Source organism: Tenacibaculum sp. XPcli2-G (genome assembly GCF_024124505.1).
Taxonomy (GTDB): domain Bacteria; phylum Bacteroidota; class Bacteroidia; order Flavobacteriales; family Flavobacteriaceae; genus Polaribacter; species Polaribacter mesophilus.
Genome location: NZ_JAMXSH010000004.1, coordinates 110,624 through 131,559, shown reverse-complemented (window position 1 = coordinate 131,559; position 20,936 = coordinate 110,624). Strand labels below are relative to the sequence as shown.

Here is a 20,936-nt window from a genome sequence, read left to right as displayed (position 1 = left end):
TTACGTCACTTTCCACTTCGACTTCGCTCAGTATCCGTTCGAAATGACCGTTTTTGATTTACTGGATTAGGTTGTTATCCAATTTGACTTTAGTGTGTGTAAGTAACTTTATTAAGAATACTCGTAAGTACGTCTTTTTTCTAACCAGGAACTCACACTACCAAGTTCACGAGCTTGATAAAAATTATTCTCTCGTAGAATACAGTCGTTAGAAGCGTTAGTGTCTATTTTAATAAATCGGTATAAAACCAATTTTATAATAGACTCTCTTACTGACTCGTAGGTAGCTCCGTTATTTTTGTTAGTGTTAATTACTTCTTGAATAAAATTATCTATTCTATTAAATTTAGTATCAGTTAATAAGGCTTTAAAAACTACTTCTTCCATAATTCATGATTTTATATATGCAAAATTACTTGTTGGAATAATGATTTAAAAGGTGATATATGCAGAAAAAAATGTGGATTTCCGAAGTGTTTTTTATTGTAATAATAAAGAGTAGGGAGGAAGTAACCTGTTTTTAAACTATCGTTATTGAGAGGAGGTATGACGAAGCAATCTGTTTGTTGATTATTATCGCCTCGAACAGATGTGAGAGGTCTCAAAGTTATGAGTTGCTCTTATTCATGAGATTACGTCACTTTGCAGCATTTCGTTCGTAATGACGTTATGTAATGTTGGGTGGAATAATAAAGAAGTGTCAACTTACTTTAAAGTTAATTCTCTATGCTCAATTCCCCATTTAACCATCACATCTAAAGCAGTATGTAATCGCATTCCAGATTCTGTTAATTCATATTCAACCGTAACAGGAGTGGTATCGTAAATAGTACGCTTAATAATTCCGTTAGCTTCCAAATCTTTCAATTCTTTAGATAACATCCTTGGAGAAATTTTTCCAATATTTCGTTGCAATTCTTTAAAGCGCATTTTACCATATAACAAGCTACCAATGATAGATAGTTTCCACTTTCCGCTTATTACATTTAAAGTGTCTCTTAATGCTAATACATATTGAACAGAGCATCTTTTTAGCTCTTCCATTTGAACAACTGCTTCCATGTTTTTTTGGGTTTGGTATACTTTTGTATACTGGTATACTAAAGTATAGTAGTTACTTTTGTATAGCAAATATACATACTTTTGTGATATAAAAATAAGTAAACATAAAAGAATGAAACACTTAGTAATTGTAACACACCCAAATATTGAGGAGTCAAGAGTTAACAAAACTTGGATAGATGAGCTACAACAGCATGAGGATAAAGTATCCATTCATCAATTATATAAAGAGTATCCAGATTTAAATATTGATGTAGCAAAAGAGCAAGAGTTATTATTGAATTATGATAGTATTATTATTCAATTTCCGTTGCATTGGTTCAACACGCCATTTTTATTTAAAAAGTGGATGGATGAGGTATTAACGTATGGTTGGGCTTTTGGACCTGAAGGAGATAAGTTAAAAGGAAAAAAAATCCGTTTATCAGTATCTACAGGAGGTACTGAAGAAACCTATAACAGTTTTGTGTCTTTAGAAGAGTTATTAAAATCAGTGACTGTTTCATTTCAGTATTGCGGATTAGAAATGTTGCCATTACACGTGTTTTACGGAGCTAATGATAATCCGAAGTTTGAAGATATAAAAGTAAATTCTAAACAATACGCAGATTTAATCTTATAATTATAAAAACCATAAACAATGAAAAATTTAAAAAATCCTTTAGTGTTCGTATTCATTGCATTTGCAACACTATCGTTTACTACCATTATAAAAGAAGTAAAAAAAGTAAATACCAAAGAAAGTAAAGTGGTATGGAAAGGTTATAAAGTAACAGGTTCTCACGAAGGAACGGTTAGTTTACAATCAGGAGTATTAAACTTTGAAAAAGAGAAGTTAGTAGGAGGGGAGTTTACAATAGATATGACTTCTATAGCTGTGACAGATTTATCTGGAGAGTACCAAAAAAAGTTAGAAGGGCATTTAAAATCAGACGATTTTTTTGGTGTGAATAATCATCCAACAGCAAAATTAGTTTTTACTAAGGTGAAAGCTAAAGGAAAGAATTCGTACGAAGTAACAGCTGACCTAACAATTAAGAATAAAACAAATCCTGTTACTTTTCAAATTTCTGTATATGGAGAAAAAGCAACAGCATCGTTAAAAGTAGATAGAGCAAAGTATGATGTAAAATACGGTTCTACAAGCTTTTTTGATGGTTTAAAAGATAAAGCAATTTACGACGAGTTTGATTTGGTGGTTGATTTGGTTTTTTAAAACCCAACTAAGATTGTATGTATACCTCAAACCAATGTTTGGGGTATGTTTTTTAAATAGAGTTAAACAAGAATCCCTTATGAAACGAACGACGTTTTTACAGTTATTAGGGTTAGCATCAGTAAATTTGAGTATGGGAACATTAAGAGGTTTAAAAAAGTTATCAGATAGTTTACCTGTTTCTCAAACAATGCCAGTATTGTTTTTAGGACATGGTAGCCCTATGAACGCGATTGAAGAAAACGAGTTTACGAGAGGTTTTCAACATGTTTCAAAAACACTTCCAAAGCCAAAGGCAATCATTTGTGTTTCGGCACATTGGTTTACCAAAGGAACAAAAGTAACAGCAATGGAAAAGCCTAAAACAATTCATGATTTTAGTGGTTTTCCTCAAGAGTTATTTGAACAGCAATATCCAGCAATCGGAAGTCCTGAACTAGCAAAAGAAACCAAACAATTGTTACATCCTAATTTTGTAGAATTAGATGAGCATTGGGGGTTAGACCATGGTGCTTGGACCGTATTAAAACATTTATTTCCGAAGGCTGATATACCCGTAATTCAATTGAGTATTGATTATACCAAAAATGCTAACTATCATTTTGAATTAGCCAAACAGCTAACATCGTTAAGACAGAAAGGTGTATTGATTATTGGTAGTGGAAACATTGTTCATAATTTACGAATGGTTGACTGGAAAAATTTTGATAAGGATAATTACGGATATGATTGGGCTATTGAAGCAAGAGAAACGGTTAACACATATTTATTAGAAGGAAATTATCAACCTTTGATTGATTATACAAAACAGTCAAAAGCTTTTCAGCTTGCAATACCAACACCAGATCATTATTTACCGTTAATTTATAGTTTAGGATTGCAACAAAAAAATGAAGAAATTCAGCTTTTTAATGATAAACTATTAGCGGGTTCTTTAAGTATGACCTCGCTAAAAATAGGATAATAAAAAAAGTCTGTATAGATGGGGTCTACACAGACTTTTTATAAAAATAAAGAGGGGTTACGATTTTTGTTTTATTGCATTAATCGTTGTTCTTACCACAAACCAGCAGAAACATACAATACCTAAAGAGAATACAATATCTCCTATCATTCGCATCCATTTTAAAGTTTGTACTGTTGGATTGTATAATAATTCAGGATCTCTGGCAAAAGAATATCCTTTGGTAATAGAAGTGTAAGCTTGAATTATACCAACAGGTAGTAAGCTTAACACAACCATTAAAACTAATCCACCATTTAAAAACCAAAATGCATTTTTTACGAGCTTTTCGTTCCAAGCAATGTTTGAATACAAGCGTAGGCAGATTAAAATAAAGCCCATACCTAACATCCCATATACTCCAAATAGAGCAGTATGTGCGTGTACAGCAGTTGTGTTTAATCCTTGAATGTAATATAGAGCAATAGGAGGGTTGATTAAGAACCCGAAAACACCAGCACCTACCATGTTCCAAAAGGCAACAGCAATAAAGAAAAAGATAGGCCATTTGTAACGTTGAATCCAAGCATTCTTTTTCAATAAATTCCAGTTTTCTCTAATTTCAAAGCCCATTAAGGTTAATGGAACCACTTCTAAAGCACTAAACGTAGCTCCTAAGGCAATGGCTTGTACTGGAGTTCCTGAATAATATAAGTGATGTAAGGTACCAATGATACCACCTGCTAAGAAAATGGTAGCTGAGGCTATCGCTGTTTTTCCTGCTGTTTTGGTAGAAATAATTTTCATACGAGAGAAAATATAGGCAATAATCACCGTAGCAAATACCTCAAAGAATCCTTCTACCCATAGATGTACGAGCCACCATCTCCAATAATTAATTACAGGGAGAGAACTGTTTTCTCCATACATTAATCCTGAGAAAAAGAACATACCAATAGCAACTACAGCTATTAATAGGATAGAAAGCAAATGTTTTGAGTCGTCTTTTTTACGGATACCATACAGTACGTGTCTACCAACCATAACTACCCATAATATTAAACCAATACCTAAGAATATTTGCCAGAATCTACCTAAATCCATGTATTCATATCCTTGGTGACCAAAGAAGAAGTTAGTAGTTAAATCCAAAAATTGGTGCACACCTAACCATTCTCCCAACATAGAACCCAAAACAATAATTAATAAGGCTATAAACAAGAAATTAATTCCAAAAACTTGGTACTTCATTTCTTTACCACTAATAATTGGAGCTAAGAATAATCCTGTTGCTAACCATGTAGCGGCAATCCAAAATACAGCAAGTTGTGTATGCCAGGTTCTAGAGATTGAATACGGAAGATATTCTGATAAATTAAAGCCAAAGAAAGCTTGACCTTCTACCGTATAATGTACAGTAACAATACCCAAAACAACTTGTAATACAATAAGAAGTGAAATGACTAAAAAGTACTTTAATACTGCTTTTTGAGATCTAACTAATTTTAAGTCTAATAAGGGATCATTGCTTGGGTTTGTTACCGCTTCTCCTTTTTCATGATTTCGAATATAGTAATAGGTTAATACTCCTATAAATAATAACAATAAAATTATTGAGAATCCTGACCATAGTTGAGAATCGGGAGTAATTGTGTTATTAATCAACGGTTCGTGAGGCCAGTTAGAAGTATAGGTATAGTCTTGATTGGGTCTTTCTGTACTGGCAGCCCAAGAAGTCCAGAATAAAAAGGCATTAAGCTTTGCTAGTTTATCAGTATCTGTTAAAGCTCCTTCTGGAATGGCATATTTTTCATGACCTTTTGAAAAAATGTTTGCATAATACGCTGAGTTTGCTTCAATGGCTTCTTTTCGCTCTTTAGAAATTGTTATTGATTGGTCTTTTTCATTAAAAGTGTTGGTTCTAATATCTTTTACCAAACGAGCTTTTAAGGCAGCTTTGTTTTCTTCATCTAAAGCATCATAGTTGGTGTTAAAGTCTTTTTTAGCCCAGTAGTTTAATAAGTAAACTGCTTCTTTGTGTATCCAATCAGCTGTCCAGTCTGGAGCTACATAACTTCCGTGCCCCCAAATAGAGCCGACTTCCATTCCTCCGATAGATTCCCAAACATTTTGTCCATCTTGTATGTCTTTTTTAGTGTATATAGTTTCATTACTTCCGTTAACTTTTACTGTTTCAGGTATAGGGGGTTGGGTTTGATAAATTTCTGTACCTACCCATATTAATGCAATAAATGATAATACCACTACTGCAATAAATCCAGTCCAAATTTTTCTCATTATTAGTTATTTAATTTAATTGATTTTCTAATTTGATTGCTTTTTTAAATAGAATATTGTTTTCTAAGTGAATGTGTTTGTGTAAGTCTTCTTCAAACTCTTGTAGCATTGCTAAAGCAACTTTGTAAGTGTTACAAGCGTCTTCAGGCGGAGTGTAATTATTGGTAAGTTTTGCAATTGTTCTAAATCTACTACCTTCATTATCATGTTCAGTATGCATCATATTTATAGGGTTTTCTACCGTACCAAATGGAGGAGGAGAAAAGGGAGTATTTGAGTTACTCGCTTCAACTAACTTTTTTATAAAAGGAAATAAAATAAGTTCCTCTTTTTTCATATGGGTAGTAAGTTCTCCTGCACTTTCTTTAAAGAGTTGCAAAACCTCGTGTAGCTCAGGATGGTTGTTACCATGTACTTTAGCTAGTTTGGTTAAATATTCTAAAATTTCAGGAATTTGTTTTTCCACATAGGTATGGTGATTTTGGTAGATATAATCACACAAAAAATCTAAGGACCAGCTTTGATAATCGTTAGTAGATTTAGAACCTTTATCAATGCGAGTTAGTTTATTGATTAATATATCAGGAGCAATGTTCTTTTTTTTAGCAACCTCTTGAATAGTTCTGTTACCGTTGCAGCAAAAATCAATTCCGTATAGTTTAAAAATTGTAGCTGTTTTATAGTTATTTGCAACTATGTCTGCTACTATTGAGTTGTTATTTATCTTCATTTTGTTTTTATTTAATGTTTATAAATTATAAAAAGATCTTTTTGTCTTTTATTGTTCTAAATTTTTTTATTCTCGTTTTAGCCAAAAAGTATTTTTCTTGTCGTTGGTGTATAATACATCATGTAGGGTGTTTCCTTCTAACATTTTTCTCAAGTTATCTCTAATCTCTACAAATTTAAAGTGAAGAGGGCAGGGAGAGCTATCGTCGCATTGTTTTAAACCCAATCCGCAACCCGTATAAATACTATCACCATCTAATACACGAACCACATCGCTTAAGCGAATTTTTTTAAGGTCAGCTTTATTAATTACAAATCCGCCATAAGGACCTTTAATAGAATCAATGATATTATTTTTTGTTAAAATTTGTAATATTTTCCCTGTGAAAGCTTCAGGAGAATCAATAGCGGCAGCAATAGTTTTTACACCAACTTTATTATCTAAGCTAGATTGTTCTGCAACAAAAATAGTTGCTCTTAAACCGTATTCACAAGATTTTGAAAACATATAAAATAATATGTTACAAAGATATTAGTTTTCTTTATAAAAGACACTAAAGTCTTTTATTTTTTTATAAAAAAAGCATCATAAAAAAATGATGCTTTTGAATGCTTTTAAGACTTAGTTTTTTCGGTACCAGTAAGCGGTTCTACCAAAGGCAGCAAAACCTATGTAGCCTCTAATCTTTAACTTGTTGTCGTTTTCAAGTTTAATATAACATTTATATTCTTTTCCGTTTTTAGGATCTAAAATTTTTCCACCACTCCATTCATCACCATCTTTTTTTAGACCTGTTAAAATATTCATTCCTAAAATAGGATTGTTTTTACGCTTTCCACTACACTTATCACAAACAGCTTCTTGACGATTTTTGTCTGTAATCTCAATAATTTTAGCGTAAGCCTTTCCATCTTTTTCATATACTTCTATTACTGAATCAACTTTATTAGTTTCTTCGTCACGATTTTCCCATTTTCCGAAAATAGTTTGTGCGCTCATCGATAAGCTAACGGATGTAAATAATAAAGCAAAAAATATTTTTTTCATAATTTAAAAGTTTTAATAGTATTTTAATTCTCAAAAAGTATTCCAATTAATTAATCGTATTGTGCATCAAAGTTACTATCCCATTTTCCTTGTACACGTAATACTTGTTCTATAATATCTCTAGCACAACCATTACCTCCAGTTTTATCAGAAATGTATCTTGAAATTTGTTGTATTTCACGAGCAGCATCGTTAGGGCAAGAGGGCATACCAACGAGTTTCATTACAGGGTAATCAGGGATGTCATCTCCCATGTATACTATATTTTCTGGGTTTAGTTTGTATTTTTTAACCAATTCATTAAACTGTTGAATCTTATCATGAGCTCCTAAATAAATATCGGTAATACCTAAGCCTTCTAAACGTGTACGCACTCCTTCGTTTTTTCCACCAGAGATAATACAAACCTTATAACCAGCTTTTACAGCTGCTTTTAAGGCGTATCCATCTTTAATATTCATTTGACGTACAAGCTGTCCGTCAGGAAAAACGGTTACGATTCCGTTAGTTAATACTCCGTCTACATCAAAAATAAAGGTATCTATTTGAGGTAAGTATTCTTTATAACTCTTTTCCATTTTGTTGGATTGATTTTGTAATAAGTTTATAAATTTCTTGTTGTTCAGCATTTAATAATGCTAAATGGTTTTGAATAGTTTTTTGGTCATTTCTTTTGGCAGGACCTGTTTGTGCTGCCTTAGGACTCAATTCGGTTATTTTTTGAGCTGTTTCCCGAATTAGAGGTAGTAATACTTCAAAAGGAACTTGATATTCGTTGCAAATATCAGCGCCAATTTTATACATGTGATTAGTGAAATTGTTTACAAAAACGGCAGCAACATGTAATCGTTTACGTTGCTCCGAGTTGATTCGATATACCTTTTTTCCAATAGATTTAGCAAGGGTCTCTAATAACTGCAAATCTTCTTCGTTTTCAGCTTCTAAACAAAAAGGAATTTCATCAAAGTTTACATCTTTGTCTTTAGAAAAACTTTGTAATAGATAAAAAATACCCTTGCGTCCACTGTTTTGTAACGATTGCATAGCTACACTACCAGAAGTGTGTACAACTAAGCCGTTTTTTTGTTCAATTTTACGAGAAACATCACCAATAGCATCATCAGAAACCGCAATGATATACACATCGGCTTCTGTTAAAAGTTCTATACTATTTGTAATAGGAGTAACTTCTTTTAAATGCTCTATTTGCTCTATATTTCGAGCATACATTTGTACTAACGATACTTCGTTTGTTTTACTAAAAGCATTGGCTAAATGTGTAGCTACATTACCGCCTCCTATAATGGCAACCTTAATCATAGCACGAAGATATTGAAATTAATTAAAATTATTTTCGCATATTTGTACCATTATGATTGTATAAGTCACCTCAAATAGTTGTGTTGCTTGAGCAACAAATAGTTATGTCTTATTTCTTTTAAGACAATTTTATGTATTAATAAAACTTTATAATGACTGAAAACAATCAAACATCAAAACAAACTATATTCTCACTTTTTAAAGATGCTGTTTTAGGAAGACAGCAAGATTTTACGACAGGAAGTATTGGTAAAGCAATTTTTGTATTAGCAATTCCGATGATTTTGGAAATGCTGATGGAATCTATTTTTGCCTTGGTAGATATTATTTATGTATCTAGAGTAAGCGTAAATGCTGTAGCTACTGTAGGGTTAACAGAGTCTGTACTTACGTTAGTGTATGCTGTAGCCATAGGGTTAAGTATGGCAGCAACAGCTTTAGTCGCTAGAAGAACAGGGGAGAAGGATTTAGAAGGAGTAAATCAAACAGCAGTGCAAGTTATATTTTTAGGAGTTTTTATTTCTATCCTTATTAGTATTGTTGGAATTGTATATCCGAAGGAAATATTAGCACTTATGGGAGGCGAGCCTGATTTAATTGCTGAAGGTTACGGATATACTCGTGTATTATTGGGTGGAAACATAACAGTAATGTTATTGTTTTTAATCAATGCTGTTTTTAGAGGAGCGGGAAATGCATCCATTGCAATGTGGACGTTGATTTTATCAAACGGATTAAATATTATACTTGATCCTATTTTTATTTTTGGGTTAGGTCCAATACCTGCATATGGAGTAGAGGGAGCGGCTATTGCAACAACGATTGGAAGAGGGACGGCAGTTATAGCGCAATTAGGAGTATTGTTTTTTGGAGCAGGTAAAATAAAAATAGCGTTTAAAGATTTAGTGGTTAGAGTTCCTGTAATGATAAACTTAATAAAAGTATCATTAGGAGGAATAGGGCAGTTTATTATCGGAACTTCAAGTTGGGTATTTTTAATGCGAATTATGTCCGAATTTGGTAGTGAAGTGCTAGCAGGATATACAATTGCCATTCGAATAATGATGTTTACCTTGATGCCTGCTTGGGGAATGAGTAATGCAGCAGCAACATTGGTAGGTCAAAATTTAGGAGCAGAACAACCTGAGAGAGCAGAGAAGTCTGTTTGGATAACGAGTAAATATTGTGCAATTTTTATGGGAGCAGTCTCATTGATTTATATATTCTTTGCTCCAACTTTTTTAGGATGGTTTTCTGAAAAGACTGAAGTTGTTGAAAATGGAGCTTTGTGTTTGCAAATTATGGCAGCTGGATACATAGCATATGCTTATGGAATGGTTGTAATTCAATCTTTTAATGGTTCAGGAGATACCAAAACACCAACCTATATCAACTTTGTGTGCTTCTGGTTATTTCAATTACCGTTTGCATACATAATGGCTATTACGTTAGATTTTGGTCCTATAGGAGTCTTTTTAGCAATAACTTTAGCAGAAATTTTAATAGCTGTTGTTGGTATTTGGATGTTTAAAAAAGGAAAATGGAAAACAGTTAAAGTGTAAACTTCATTTAGTAAATTAGCTATAATTATTTTAAAGGAAGTACTATATAAAACAATACAATAAATGAAACTAGATATATTAGCTTTTGGAGCGCACCCTGACGATGTTGAATTAGGATGTGCAGCGACCTTATCTAAAGAAATTTCAGAAGGAAAAAAAGTTGGGATAGTTGATTTAACTCGTGGAGAGTTAGGAACAAGAGGTTCTGCCGAATTGCGTGATAAAGAAGCATCAATAGCCGCTGATATTTTAGGAGTATCAATACGAGAAAACCTAGGTTTTGCAGATGGTTTTTTTAAAAATGATAAAGAACATCAACTAGAGGTTATAAAAATGATACGTAAGTATCAACCAGAAATAGTGTTGTGTAATGCTATTGATGATCGCCATATTGATCATTCTAAAGGAAGTCAGTTAGTGTCTGATGCTTGTTTTTTAAGTGGTTTACTTAAAATAGTAACTGAGTTAGATGGAGCTCAACAAGAAAAATGGAGACCGAAACAAGTTTATCACTATATACAATGGAAAAATATTGAACCTGACTTTGTGGTAGATGTTACTGGTTTTATGGACAAAAAAATAAGTTCAGTTATGGCGTATTCATCACAGTTTTTTGATCCGAAAAGTAATGAGCCAGAAACGCCTATAACTAGTAAAAACTTTACCGATAGTATAGAGTATAGGGCAAGAGATTTGGGTAGATTAATAGGAGTTGATTTTGCAGAAGGCTTTACATCAGAACGTTACGTGGCAGTAGAAAATTTAAGTAAATTAATTTAAAAAAAAGTTTTGCCACAATGTAAAAAGAATGTATATTTGCACCCGCAAGTTACATGGTGATTGTAGCTCAGCTGGTTAGAGCGCCGGATTGTGGTTCCGGAGGTCGCCGGTTCGAACCCGGTCTTTCACCCAAAAACCTTCTCAATTTGAGAAGGTTTTTTTGTGTTTTAAATTTACTTTTAAAATTAGTGTTGAATAAAAAAGCCTCTCAGTTTATTGAGAAGCTTTTCTGTTTTCTAGCCATTGCGCGTATTTGTCTTTATGTTTAAAGCGTTTGTGTGTCCATAAATAAAACTCTGGTTGTGCTTTGATATTTTTTTCGGTAATTTCTAAATACTTGTCTGTTATTTGATAGTTTTCGAAATCTTTTGGATTTTCTGTTATCAGTTCAAATTCAACTTCAAAATAACCTCTCTTAACTTTTTTTGCAACATAGTTGACTACAGCAAAGTTATATTTTTTTGAAAGTATTTCAGCTCCAGTATGTACTGGAACCTTAATACCTAAGAATTTAGCCCAATAATGAGTTTTGTGTATTTGAGGAGATTGATCGCTTAATAATATGTATATTCCTTGTGTGTTATTTATGTAATTTTTGTGAATTCCTTTGACAGTTTCAGAAGTTTTTAAACCAATAATTCCGAATTTAGTTCTTGAAGTTTTTACAGCTTTTTCAAAGTATTTGTTGGCAAGCCTTGTATAGGCACCAAAAACTTCTCCGTCCAAAACTAAAGGAAGTCCAAAAGACCATTCCCAGTTAGCTTGATGTGCTCCTACTAAAGCAATGCTTTTACCTTCTTTAGTTAGTTTGTTTACTAGTTCAGGGTTTTTGTATTTGTAGCGTTTATGTATTTCTTTTTTACTAATGGTAAAAGACTTAATGCTTTCAAAAATTAAATCGACAAAGTGTTTGTAAAACTTTCTTGCAATGTTTTTTATTTCCTTGTCGCTTTTATCTGGAAAAGCTTTTTTTAGATTTTCTACAACCACTTTTTTACGGTATCCAATAAGGTTGAATATAATAAGACGGAAAAAGTCAGAAATTATATATAATAATCTCATGGGGAAAATTGATAGCATCCATACTAGTGGATAAACAATAATAAATAAGAATAGTTTCATTAAATGATATTTTTGACAAATATCGTATTAATTACTGAATGATTTGTTTTGTTAACTTTTGTTTATGTTTGTGGATATATATAAATTATGAGTCAAATTATTATTATACTAATTGTAGCTAATGTGTTGGTATCTTTAAAAGGATTTAGTGATGCAGCTTTTTTTGATCGTTATAAATTTCAAGTTCAAAGAATATTAGGGGGAGAGAAAATACGAATGTTAACTTCAGGTTTTTTGCATGTAGATTGGTTGCATTTAGGATTTAATATGTATGCTTTGTATTTATTTGGAAAAGTAGTTGACTCAAGTTTTGGTACATTCAATTTTATTTTAATCTATTTTGTAAGTTTAATATCGGGAAGTATGTATTCGTTGTATCAACATAAAAAAACGCCTTATTATAGTGCGGTTGGTGCATCAGGAGCTGTGTCTGGAGTAATATTTTCTTCTATAATGTTATATCCAAGTATGGAGTTGGTTATGTTGCCAATACCAATACCAATTCCAGGATATGTTTTTGGTGTAGGATATTTATTGTATTCTATTTACGGAATGAAAAACCAAGTAGGTAATATCGGTCATTCCGCTCATTTAGGAGGTGCTATTGGTGGATATTTGATAACATTAGTGTTGCGACCAGGTGTGATAACAAATCATACAATAATGGTTGGTATTATGGGAGTAATTATTCTAGGATTGTTTTTATTTGAAGATAAGCTAAATAAATAAAAAAAACCGAAACATTAGTTTCGGTTTTTTTTGAGCGGGAGACCAGGTTCGAACTGGCGACATTCAGCTTGGAAGGCTGACGCTCTACCAACTGAGCTACTCCCGCGGTAAAGACTTTTGTAATTTCTTACAATTATGTAAAATTTGAGCGGGAGACCAGGTTCGAACTGGCGACATTCAGCTTGGAAGGCTGACGCTCTACCAACTGAGCTACTCCCGCGGTAAAGACTTTTTGTAATTTCTTACAATTATGTAAAAATTTGAGCGGGAGACCAGGTTCGAACTGGCGACATTCAGCTTGGAAGGCTGACGCTCTACCAACTGAGCTACTCCCGCAGTAAAGCGGTTGCAAATATAATACTGCTTTTGTTATTTACAAAGACTTTTTTGTAAAAAAAAATGAAAAAAAAGCACACTTTTTATAAGTGTCAGATAATGAGTTAAGTATTTTTTTTAGAAGAACACTTATTTAAAAAAGAAGTTAATTCAATATTAGCACTTGGGCCATAAGCAGCTAAAATAGTGCCTTTTGTTCCGTCGTGCATTGTTAATATATAAAGAATACTTAAATCAGCAGGGTTAGAATAACCTTCATACCTATACTCTTCATCAATAGTAACGTCTTTAACGGTATATTCTTTTTTAGTATCTACGTCAATTAATTTATTATTAATAAGATGATAACTAGCAGTGTATCCTTTGTTTTTATAATATTCAATTTTATTTATTTCATGTTTAGAATTGTTATTCATAGTGTATGAGTATTAAAGTTACATTCAAAAGTATAGAATCAAAAAGAACAAGATTAACTTATATGAGTTAAATATTAATCTATTTAAGTTAATTTATAAAACCATATGAAACTAATTTTGTAATAAATTAATAAACTAAATTAATGACTGTGTTAGCAAAACATAAAAGGCAATTATTATTTATTTACTCCTGTGAATCCAGTTTTAGTAAAGAAATGTTAGCTTATGCTTCTGCCGTAGATAAAAAGCTACAGATTATAAATATTTGTAAAGAAAAAATTTCAGATACAATATGGTTAGAAATAGCTGCTATGTTAAATGTAACATTAGGAGAGTTGTTTTCACCTAAGCACTCAAATGCTGAGAATGTAGGAGATGTAACGAGCTTTGATGAGACAGACTGGTTGAAATTAATAAATAGCAAACCTAGTTTGTTACAGGTTCCTATTGTTGTTAATGCAGATAAAGCTTTGAGAATTAAAGAAAAAACTGATATGATGAATGTGTTAGATAATTAGAAAATAATTTTAGGGAGTAAGCCGAAAACCCTTTAAGAGAGTAGGTATAAATTTAAACTGAATAATTATGAAAATATCAAAATTAATTTTAGCAACATTATTAACAGCAGTTGTAATGGTTTCTTGTGAAAACAAAAAAGAAAAAAAAGAACAGGTAAAAGAAAAAATGGATGAAGTGGAAGCGAGCGTAGAAGAAGGAATAGATGAAATTGAAGAGAGTTTTTCTGACCTAGGTGATTATACTTTTGAAAAGAAAAGTGAGGTAACAAAATCAATTAACAAAGGAATAGATAAATTAGATGCTGAGATTGATAAATTAGAGAAAAATGTAAGTGATAGTTATAATGATGCAAGTGAAAGTGTAAAGAAAGAGCGTCAAGAATTGTTAGCTTCTTTAAAAAATAAAAGAACAAAACTTAAAGCAAGCATGGAAAAATTAAAGAATAGTTCTGAAGATACTTGGGATGATGTGAAAAAAGGGTTTGAGAAAGCTTATGATGATGTAGAGAATGCTTTTGATAAATTAGCTGATGAATTAAATAGTTAATATACATTTTACAAATAATCCATCCTAAAAAAGCAGTTCACAACGAACTGCTTTTTTTATTTGTGATAATTATAAAAACTTTTTAAATGGTTACAGATTTTTTCAAATTTACATCCCAGTAGTATGCACTGTTTATAATAACTTTAAGGATAATAATGGTGTGAAGGTTGTTATTTTTTAAGTCTTGTTGTGAGAGTAACTTATCTATAATTCCTTTTGATTCGTAATGAATGCCCTTACCTCTGATTGATAAATATTGTTTGTCTGTGTTGTTAGTAAAAGTTAAGAGTAAGTCATTATCTTTTTCAATGTTTTTATAGTGTTCAGATTCTTTATCTGATAAAAACCACAAAGCTCCATCATTGTCAATTGTTTTAACAGTCATAGGGCAAATCGAAGGGTTTGGTTTACTTAACGAACTAATTAACATGCATGTTGGGGTGTTTATTAGGATAGACTGAATTCTTTCAATAGCATTTTTATCTACTAAATCATTTTTTTTCATCTGTCTAATCTTTATAAAATTATTATGTACAAAGTTGAGGAAAGTATAGTTTTTTTTTAACTCAAAAAGAAAAAAAAAGAGCTTATATAATATTATGTTAAGTGTTTTTTAGTAGATACTTTATTAATTTAAATTGTTTTTTAAGTTCATTTTAACTTTACATTAAAAAATAAAAAGTAAAATAATCATTTAAGAGGCTTTGTAAAAGTTTAAAAAAAACTACTTTTGATTGTTTGGAGGGAAGAGTAGTATTTAATAATGTAAATTGACATGAAAATTTATTTAAAATTTGATGCTAACACAGCTTTAAAATCTTTTTTAACGTATCATTTAAAAGAGTTAAGCTTGCCCTTTTATGTAACAAGCTCTCAAGAAGTAGTTTTTGAAAAGGAACTTTCTTTAAATGAAAAAGAAAAAATAAAAGAATTATTAGCTCCTTTTAAAATAGATATTACTAACGATGAAAAGTTAGATGTTGTTCAGCGAATAAAAATAATTATTGATGAGATGTTGAAAGATGAAGCAGCAGCAAGGATGAATGCTTCTGATTATTTGTCTGATAAGTTAAATTATTCGTATGCTTATTTATCTAACTTGTTTTCTGAATCAAACCACACCTCAATAGAAAACTACATAATTTTAAGAAAAGTAGATGTAGTTAAAGAATTATTGTTAAATAGTAATTTAACATTAACTGAAATAGCCTATAGATTAAACTATAGTAGTGTCGCTCATTTGTCAGGGCAGTTTAAAAAAGTAACTGGACTTACCACTTCTACTTTTAAACGTATAGTGGAAAAACGTAACCAATAATCAGGTATTAGTTAATTATGGCTAAAGATAAATTAAAAATTATTTTAACAGACGATGATATAGATGATCGTATGTTTTTTGAAGATGCTATTGAGGAGATAAATATTGCCTCAGAGCTAAAAACATTTAACCATGGACAAGATTTAATGAGTTATTTGTGTAATGATTGTAAAGAGCTTCCAAATTTAATTTTTTTAGACTTGAATATGCCTATTAAAAATGGTATGGAATGCTTAATAGATATTCGTAAAACTCCAAAATTACAAAGTATAATAGTAGCTATATACTCAACATCTTCTTCAGAAGAAGATATTGAAGAGGCGTTTGTTAATGGAGCTAATATATACATAAACAAACCTACATCTTTTAAAGAATTAAAGAAAGTTATAAAAAAAGTGCTGCAAATTAATTGGCAGTACCAAACTTCAAATTTAAATAAAGATAACTTTTTATTAAGAATTTAGCTATGTTTGAAAATAGTTTTACTCAATCAAATAAAGCTTATGTTGTTACTTCATCTATAGCTATAGGTATGTTACTTGTAGTCTTTATAGTGTCTTATGTTTTTTTTCAAGACTTTCAAAATGCTACAGACTCTTCAAAAATTAATTATGATGAATATATAAAGCTAGAGGAGCTTTCAAAAAAATATAAATTAATGCAAACCGAGCATTTAGAAGCGGCTATTTTAAGAAGAAAATTAGACCCAGATAAATGGTATACTATAAATAACGATATATATATAAGTATTCAAGGTTTGTTATTTGATTTTAGAAATAAGCCTAAACAGTTAGAGCGTATTAATAAAATAGCGGAAGAACAAAATAAACTATTTGGTAATTTAGTAGAGTTAGATACTACCTTTAGTTCTTTAAGAAATAGTATAAAAAAGAAGAAAATTTTAGGAATAAACTCTTCTTTACATAAAATAGACTCTATAAAAAAACATATTTTAGAACAACAGAAAGAAGATATTTCTAAACTAGTAACTTATCGTGAAGAGAAGAATGAATCAGTTATTAGAATGATGGTTATATCGTCTGCTTTTGCATTGCTTTTATTATTATTTTCTTTATATAGATTGTTTGTGAGTCGTAAGTTGTACTTTAAAACAAACTCACTTTTAAAAAGTATTTTAAATGCTTCTACTGATATAGTTAGAGTTTATACTCCTGTTTATGATAATAATAAAGAGGTAATAGACTTTAAAATTGAATATGCAAGTAGTGCGAAAGAAATATATGGTTACAATAGTAAAGAACTGTTGGGTAGGCTAGTTACTGAAGTTTATCCTGAGTTAAAAGTATCAGGAGAATTACAAAAATTAATAGATTCCTTTTCCTTACAGAAATCAATAGAAGAAGTTTCTGAAATTGATGTAGATGAAGAAAAAATAACATATTTAAGACGTTTTTTCCCTTCTCAAGATGATATAAAAGTGATTATATCAGATATATCAAAATCAAGAAAATATGAGAAAGACTTATCTAAATTAAATCATGAATTAAAATTAAGTAATGATTTATTAAAAGAAGCAGAGAAAATAGCTGAGATGGGGAGTTATATATGGTTTATGAAAGTAGACCATACTATTTTGTCAGATAATGTTTATAGGATTTTAGGATATAAACCACAAGAGTTCGCTTCTTCTTCTGTAAAGTTTAGGGAGTTTGTACATCCAGATGATTTAGAGCTTTATGATAAGAATATAAACGAAGCTTATCAAAAAGAGCAGGCGGTTGAATTTATTTTTAGAGTAATAACGAAAGAAAATGTAATAAAACATTTGTATACAAACGGAGCATTTAATGAACATGACAACAAAATAACGATGATTGGGATAATTCAAGATGTAACTAAACAGGTAGAAACAGAATTGCAGTTGCAACAAAAAAATGCTGAATTAGTACATCAAAACGTAGAGTTAGAATCTTTTAATCGTATTGCAAGTCATGATTTACAAGAACCATTAAGAAAAGTACAAATGTACCTGTCAAGGCTCACAAATGATGATGAGTTATCAGAAAAAAACAAACAGTATATTGAAAGGGCTAATAGCGCTAGTTTAAGAATGCGTACATTAATAAATAATTTATTGTCTTTTTCTAGAATAAATAGAAAAGAAGACGATTTGTCATTAGTAAATTTAAATAATGTACTACAAGATGTAATAGATGACTTGTCATTAACTATAGAAGAAGCTAATGCTGTTTTAGAGTATACAGAATTGCCTGCTGTAAAAGGGATAGAGTTTCAGTTAAATCAGTTATTTAACAATTTAATATCTAATGCAATTAAGTATCGTAATAAAGAAAAGGATCTAAAAGTAACCATAACTTCTAAAAAAATTGAAGCTATTGATATTGATGAGCCTTTCGTAAAAAATCATCAAGCATATTATTTAATTAAAGTAATAGATAATGGTATAGGTTTTGACAATAATATGAGAGATAAAATCTTTGAAATGTTCCAACGTTTACATCTAAAGCATGAATATTCTGGAACAGGTATAGGATTAGCTATTTGTAAAAAAATTGTATTAAAACATCAAGGGTATATTCAAGCTACAGGAATAAAGGGTAGTGGTGCTGTGTTTACAATATATTTACCAGCATAGTTTAAGTTTTTAATGAATTCTAAAGATTATATAACACAAAGTAAAAATTATATAACACACGGTTTTTAGATACACTGCATCTTTGTAGTATAATTTAAAAACAAGAAAAACATGAAGAATTTAATCAAATTATTAAGCATTTTAGGAGTAGTTTTATTAACAGTTACAGCATGTAGTGAAAGTGATGATCCAAAAGATAATGATTTATTTGTAGGTACATATGAAGGAAGTGTTTCTTATGATAATGGAGAAAACTCAATTTCGGCAGAAAATGGAAGTGTTACAGTAGCTAAAACAGGAGATACATACAATTTTATTTTTTCTGACGACATACCATCAATTAGTGGTTTAGAAATAGAAAAAGGTGAAAATAAGTTTGAGTTAGATTGGGATGAGGCTAGTCTTATTGTAATAGATGAAAGTTCTTTAAATATAAAGATGGCCAAAGATGGGAAGTCGTGGAGTGCAAACTGTAAACGATAATAAATTATAAATAATGATAAAAAAAGATCTCTACATAGAGATCTTTTTTTGTTAAAAACAATCTAAACATCAATAATTACACGTGTTTTAATTGTTTCTAAAAATTATATAAAACAAAGCAAAAATTATGTAACGAAGAATGCGTGTATTGGTTGCATTTTTGTAATGTAATTAATAACGAAATATAATGAAGACTAGAGTATATGATAAGCAAGGGTTAAATGCTAAAGTAGGTAAGATAGTAGCTAAAACAGAATATTTACAAAACTTAGCTTCACAAGCAAAAACACCAAAAAAGAAAAAATGTTAGAATAAAGAAAAACTAATTTATTAACCTAAAAAGAGTAGACATGAAAACACTTCACATAAATAGCAGTTCAATAGTAAAAACGTTTGGTCAATTAAAAGAGCAATTATCAGCTTCATATAAAAAATGTTTCAAAGAGCATTGCTTAACCTTTGATAATGAAATTGGTTATGGTGAAGTGAGAGGTGTTTTACTAAAAAATAACATTTCATATTTAGAGTTTAATGTTACTTTTAATGAAGATATAGCCCTAAATATAAATACAAGTATTAGTAAAGCAGTAAATATAGCTTATTGTAGTAAAGGTAAAATAGCGCATCAGTTTACTAAGAAAAACAAAAAAACAACATTAGAGCCGTTTCAGATAGGTTTTATGTCAAACATAACATCGTCTAAAAATACCATTTACTTTAAAAAAGAAACAAATGTAATTGTTACTCTTATAACAGCTTACGAATTAACAGCTTCAGTTAAAAAAAATACAGTTCATCAAGAGTTGTTTGAAACTTTTGTGAAAAATAAAAAAGAAAATAATGTTTTTATTAGTTCTCATAATTTAAAAATAGCAGAAAAAATAGAGCAAGTAACGAAGATAAAAGAAGATGGGGTAATGCGTAGTTTACTAATTGAAGGTATAGTACATATGGTTTTAGCTCTAGAAATACAACAGTACAAAAGAGATTTGAAGAATTCTAAACAACCTACAGGGAGTTTAACGTTAAGAGAAATGCAAGAGATAAAAGAAATTTCTACGTACATAAAAAATTATCCAGAAAGAGCAACTACTATAGAAGATTTATGTAAAAAAACAGGAGTAACTTCCTCAAAGCTTCAAGAAGGATTTAAATTAATGCATAATACAACTGTGAATGATTTTATAAGGACAGAAAGAGTAAAAAAATCAGAAGAATTAATAAAAAATAGTGATTTAAACATATCACAAATAGTTTATTCTGTAGGATTTTCTAGTAGAAGTTACTTTTGTAAGATATTTAAACAAAAATACAATTGCACTCCTACAGAATACAAATCTAGAATTAAGTTAGCTGCAACAGCATAATATATTTCATTTTTTTTTGACAAAAAGAGGCTACATGTAGCCTCTTTTTGTTTTTATACTCAAACTTTTAAGTGAACTATCTTTTAAAATAAAAGATAGTTCATGTTGAGGGTTAATAAGTAATAAATAGAATATCGATTATACTGTGTTTAAAATTTATAGATTATTAAGAATAAAGAAACTTGACCCAAATAATAAAGATTAAAATAATAGTGCCCCATGAAAGGATATAGAAAAAGAATTGGAAAAAATTAAATAATTTGTCTTTATCAGCTAGAGTTGTTTTATATTTTTTATGGAAGTTTCTTGATCTATTTATAAGAAAACTTGAACCTTTTCTGATAAAAAAGAAAGAGAATATTAAGAATAATGTATCTATGAAAACTTTATACATGTGAGCAAAATTATTAAAAATAGAGAAAAATAAAATTGTAGTATAAATTATAAAAAAGAACCCACTCAAAATATTGAGTGGGAAAATTGCTATGAAAAAGAACTTAAGACGTCTCTTAAGTATTACAAAGA

At 30.3% G+C, this 20,936-nt stretch carries 25 protein-coding genes and 4 tRNA genes; 15 read left to right on the top strand and 14 right to left on the bottom strand.

Annotation, left to right across the window (positions count from 1 at the left end; genetic code table 11):
- Window positions 1–111: 111 nt before the first annotated feature.
- Together NH341_RS11580 and NH341_RS11575 are read right to left on the bottom strand one after the other, a co-directional pair.
- On the bottom strand, window positions 112–387 hold the full coding sequence (locus tag NH341_RS11580; protein ID WP_159495380.1) for a hypothetical protein: 276 nt from the start codon (window positions 385–387) through the stop codon (window positions 112–114).
- Window positions 388–705: 318 nt separating this feature from the next.
- Window positions 706–1,062: a helix-turn-helix domain-containing protein gene (locus tag NH341_RS11575; protein WP_125344477.1), complete on the bottom strand. Its 357-nt coding sequence runs from the start codon at window positions 1,060–1,062 to the stop codon at window positions 706–708.
- A 112-nt stretch (window positions 1,063–1,174) separates the two neighbouring features.
- Here NH341_RS11575 and NH341_RS11570 point away from each other — a divergent pair, with 112 nt between their 5' ends.
- From NH341_RS11570 to ygiD, 3 genes are all read left to right on the top strand, one after another.
- Window positions 1,175–1,684, top strand: a complete 510-nt coding sequence (locus NH341_RS11570) for an NAD(P)H-dependent oxidoreductase (RefSeq protein WP_159615940.1) — start codon at window positions 1,175–1,177, stop codon at window positions 1,682–1,684.
- A gap of 18 nt (window positions 1,685–1,702) precedes the next feature.
- Window positions 1,703–2,278 (top strand): YceI family protein, encoded by a 576-nt coding sequence (locus NH341_RS11565; protein ID WP_159615938.1) that lies wholly within the window; start codon window positions 1,703–1,705, stop codon window positions 2,276–2,278.
- 133 nt (window positions 2,279–2,411) lie between these two features.
- The gene (gene ygiD / locus NH341_RS11560) at window positions 2,412–3,242 is read left to right on the top strand and encodes a 4,5-DOPA dioxygenase extradiol (RefSeq protein ID WP_239180771.1); all 831 of its coding nucleotides are present in this window, start codon (window positions 2,412–2,414) and stop codon (window positions 3,240–3,242) included.
- A 57-nt stretch (window positions 3,243–3,299) separates the two neighbouring features.
- Here the strand turns inward: ygiD and NH341_RS11555 are convergent, their stop codons facing one another.
- The 6 genes from NH341_RS11555 to NH341_RS11530 form a co-directional block, all read right to left on the bottom strand.
- Complete coding sequence (locus NH341_RS11555) at window positions 3,300–5,519, bottom strand: nitric-oxide reductase large subunit (protein WP_159615934.1); 2,220 nt, start codon at window positions 5,517–5,519, stop codon at window positions 3,300–3,302.
- A gap of 10 nt (window positions 5,520–5,529) precedes the next feature.
- Window positions 5,530–6,249: an iron-sulfur cluster repair di-iron protein gene (gene ric, locus NH341_RS11550; RefSeq protein WP_253056969.1), complete on the bottom strand. Its 720-nt coding sequence runs from the start codon at window positions 6,247–6,249 to the stop codon at window positions 5,530–5,532.
- A 66-nt stretch (window positions 6,250–6,315) separates the two neighbouring features.
- Window positions 6,316–6,756: an Rrf2 family transcriptional regulator gene (locus NH341_RS11545; RefSeq protein WP_047789250.1), complete on the bottom strand. Its 441-nt coding sequence runs from the start codon at window positions 6,754–6,756 to the stop codon at window positions 6,316–6,318.
- 114 nt (window positions 6,757–6,870) lie between these two features.
- Window positions 6,871–7,296, bottom strand: a complete 426-nt coding sequence (locus NH341_RS11540) for a DUF2147 domain-containing protein (RefSeq protein ID WP_253056967.1) — start codon at window positions 7,294–7,296, stop codon at window positions 6,871–6,873.
- Between the two features lie 50 nt (window positions 7,297–7,346).
- The gene (locus tag NH341_RS11535) at window positions 7,347–7,874 is read right to left on the bottom strand and encodes an HAD family hydrolase (protein ID WP_047789248.1); all 528 of its coding nucleotides are present in this window, start codon (window positions 7,872–7,874) and stop codon (window positions 7,347–7,349) included.
- The gene (locus NH341_RS11530; protein WP_253056965.1) at window positions 7,858–8,616 is read right to left on the bottom strand and encodes a Rossmann-like and DUF2520 domain-containing protein; all 759 of its coding nucleotides are present in this window, start codon (window positions 8,614–8,616) and stop codon (window positions 7,858–7,860) included. Before NH341_RS11530 ends, NH341_RS11535 begins: the two co-directional genes overlap by 17 nt.
- Before the next feature lie 152 nt (window positions 8,617–8,768).
- On the opposite strand from NH341_RS11530, the gene NH341_RS11525 reads away from it, so the two are divergent.
- From NH341_RS11525 to NH341_RS11515, 3 genes are all read left to right on the top strand, one after another.
- Window positions 8,769–10,178 (top strand): MATE family efflux transporter, encoded by a 1,410-nt coding sequence (locus tag NH341_RS11525; RefSeq protein ID WP_253056964.1) that lies wholly within the window; start codon window positions 8,769–8,771, stop codon window positions 10,176–10,178.
- 63 nt (window positions 10,179–10,241) lie between these two features.
- Window positions 10,242–10,958, top strand: coding sequence for a bacillithiol biosynthesis deacetylase BshB1 (bshB1, locus tag NH341_RS11520; RefSeq protein ID WP_047789245.1), 717 nt, complete (start codon window positions 10,242–10,244; stop codon window positions 10,956–10,958).
- Window positions 10,959–11,013: 55 nt separating this feature from the next.
- A tRNA-His gene (locus NH341_RS11515) sits at window positions 11,014–11,089 on the top strand.
- Window positions 11,090–11,171: 82 nt separating this feature from the next.
- On the opposite strand, the gene NH341_RS11510 is transcribed toward NH341_RS11515, so the two are convergent.
- Window positions 11,172–12,080 (bottom strand): lysophospholipid acyltransferase family protein, encoded by a 909-nt coding sequence (locus NH341_RS11510; protein WP_253056962.1) that lies wholly within the window; start codon window positions 12,078–12,080, stop codon window positions 11,172–11,174.
- An 87-nt stretch (window positions 12,081–12,167) separates the two neighbouring features.
- Between NH341_RS11510 and NH341_RS11505 the strand changes: the two genes are divergently transcribed.
- Window positions 12,168–12,809: a rhomboid family intramembrane serine protease gene (locus tag NH341_RS11505; RefSeq protein WP_253056960.1), complete on the top strand. Its 642-nt coding sequence runs from the start codon at window positions 12,168–12,170 to the stop codon at window positions 12,807–12,809.
- 33 nt (window positions 12,810–12,842) lie between these two features.
- Here NH341_RS11505 and NH341_RS11500 read toward each other — a convergent pair.
- From NH341_RS11500 to NH341_RS11485, 4 genes are all read right to left on the bottom strand, one after another.
- Window positions 12,843–12,915: transfer RNA gene (locus tag NH341_RS11500), tRNA-Gly, on the bottom strand.
- Window positions 12,916–12,956: 41 nt separating this feature from the next.
- Window positions 12,957–13,029 (bottom strand) — tRNA-Gly (locus NH341_RS11495).
- A gap of 43 nt (window positions 13,030–13,072) precedes the next feature.
- Window positions 13,073–13,145: transfer RNA gene (locus NH341_RS11490), tRNA-Gly, on the bottom strand.
- 104 nt (window positions 13,146–13,249) lie between these two features.
- Window positions 13,250–13,561, bottom strand: coding sequence for a hypothetical protein (locus NH341_RS11485; protein WP_047789242.1), 312 nt, complete (start codon window positions 13,559–13,561; stop codon window positions 13,250–13,252).
- Window positions 13,562–13,704: 143 nt separating this feature from the next.
- Between NH341_RS11485 and NH341_RS11480 the strand changes: the two genes are divergently transcribed.
- Both NH341_RS11480 and NH341_RS11475 read left to right on the top strand, forming a co-directional pair.
- Window positions 13,705–14,079, top strand: coding sequence for an arsenate reductase family protein (locus NH341_RS11480; RefSeq protein WP_047789241.1), 375 nt, complete (start codon window positions 13,705–13,707; stop codon window positions 14,077–14,079).
- Window positions 14,080–14,146: 67 nt separating this feature from the next.
- Entirely contained in the window at window positions 14,147–14,626 is a 480-nt protein-coding gene (locus tag NH341_RS11475) for a hypothetical protein (RefSeq protein ID WP_159492436.1), read from the top strand.
- Window positions 14,627–14,708: 82 nt separating this feature from the next.
- Here NH341_RS11475 and NH341_RS11470 read toward each other — a convergent pair whose 3' ends face one another.
- Window positions 14,709–15,131 (bottom strand): pyridoxamine 5'-phosphate oxidase family protein, encoded by a 423-nt coding sequence (locus NH341_RS11470; protein WP_073181214.1) that lies wholly within the window; start codon window positions 15,129–15,131, stop codon window positions 14,709–14,711.
- Window positions 15,132–15,401: 270 nt separating this feature from the next.
- Between NH341_RS11470 and NH341_RS11465 the strand changes: the two genes are divergently transcribed.
- The 6 genes from NH341_RS11465 (at window position 15,402) to NH341_RS11445 (ending at window position 20,411) form a co-directional block, all read left to right on the top strand.
- Complete coding sequence (locus NH341_RS11465) at window positions 15,402–15,944, top strand: AraC family transcriptional regulator (RefSeq protein ID WP_047789239.1); 543 nt, start codon at window positions 15,402–15,404, stop codon at window positions 15,942–15,944.
- Between the two features lie 17 nt (window positions 15,945–15,961).
- Window positions 15,962–16,408: a response regulator gene (locus tag NH341_RS11460; RefSeq protein WP_047789238.1), complete on the top strand. Its 447-nt coding sequence runs from the start codon at window positions 15,962–15,964 to the stop codon at window positions 16,406–16,408.
- Window positions 16,409–16,410: 2 nt separating this feature from the next.
- On the top strand, window positions 16,411–18,561 hold the full coding sequence (locus NH341_RS11455) for an ATP-binding protein (protein WP_253056958.1): 2,151 nt from the start codon (window positions 16,411–16,413) through the stop codon (window positions 18,559–18,561).
- A gap of 111 nt (window positions 18,562–18,672) precedes the next feature.
- On the top strand, window positions 18,673–19,044 hold the full coding sequence (locus NH341_RS11450; protein ID WP_047789237.1) for a hypothetical protein: 372 nt from the start codon (window positions 18,673–18,675) through the stop codon (window positions 19,042–19,044).
- A gap of 187 nt (window positions 19,045–19,231) precedes the next feature.
- Window positions 19,232–19,354, top strand: coding sequence for a hypothetical protein (locus tag NH341_RS15360; RefSeq protein WP_255724871.1), 123 nt, complete (start codon window positions 19,232–19,234; stop codon window positions 19,352–19,354).
- 40 nt (window positions 19,355–19,394) lie between these two features.
- A complete protein-coding gene (locus NH341_RS11445) occupies window positions 19,395–20,411 on the top strand; it encodes an AraC family transcriptional regulator (RefSeq protein ID WP_253056956.1) in 1,017 nt (338 codons plus the stop codon).
- The last annotated feature ends 525 nt before the right edge of the window (window positions 20,412–20,936 follow it).